The sequence below is a fragment of the Pseudomonas sp. MD195_PC81_125 genome (genome assembly GCF_014060985.1).
Classification (GTDB): Bacteria; Pseudomonadota; Gammaproteobacteria; order Pseudomonadales; family Pseudomonadaceae; genus Aquipseudomonas; species Aquipseudomonas parakoreensis.
The window spans coordinates 1-795 of record NZ_JABULD010000941.1 but is presented as its reverse complement, the minus strand read 5'-3'; the positions used below and the strand labels follow the sequence as shown (position 1 = coordinate 795).

Below are 795 nucleotides of genomic sequence, written 5' to 3'. Positions count from 1 at the left end.
CCAAGGGCCTTGGCGGCTTCGGTGTAAGCCGGATCAGTGCCGGCGTTGGCACCGCAAAAAAAACACAAACGGATGTGAGAGACATGCCTTCCTCCTGGGTCAATCCGTCACAGGGTAATGGCTGGCACGCCTTGATCCAAGGACTAAACTTCGCGTTCCGGTGATTCAAAGGTACCGCTGGCGCCACAGGCGTAGGCGGCGAGCAAACTGCACAACAGACCGTTAAAGAACATGACAGGCACTCCGTTTCAGTAGATGCGCCGATCATAGGCCCGGCCGGGAAATCTGGCCGGTAGATTGTTTCGATGAGTGTCATAGCCTGAAAGTTGTATACAATTTTTGACTCAAGTCATAGGAACTTGCGAAGATTTCAGGCAGTCTTTCCATCATTCGTGTTTTTGTTAACCCTGCCTTGGAGATTCACCATGTTTTCCAAAGTTGTTGCGGTATCCCTGCTGGCGCTGGCCAGCAGCCAATTGATGGCTGCCGAGTGCAAAACCACCGTTGATTCCACCGATCAGATGTCCTTCAACACCCAGTCGATCGTGATCGACAAGAGCTGCAAGACCTTCACCGTCGAACTGACCCACTCCGGCAGCCTGCCGAAGAACGTCATGGGCCATAACCTGGTGGTCAGCAAAACCGCTGACATGCAGCCGATCGCCACCGATGGCCTGGCCGCTGGCATCGACAAGAACTACCTGAAAGACGGCGACGAGCGCGTTATCGCTCACACCAAAATCATCGGTGCCGGCGAGAAAGACTCGCTGACCATCGACGTATCGAAGCTSACCG

The 795-nt window shown here is 54.3% G+C and carries 1 protein-coding gene and 1 pseudogene; one reads left to right on the top strand and one right to left on the bottom strand.

Annotated features, from left to right (window positions below):
- Positions 1-85 (bottom strand): annotated as a pseudogene (locus HT737_RS32965) (TIGR00730 family Rossman fold protein); the annotation flags it as partial.
- Between the two features lie 340 nt (positions 86-425).
- On the opposite strand from HT737_RS32965, the gene azu reads away from it, so the two are divergent.
- A partial coding sequence (gene azu, locus HT737_RS30485) for an azurin (RefSeq protein ID WP_182404678.1) occupies positions 426-795 on the top strand: 370 nt, incomplete at its 3' end.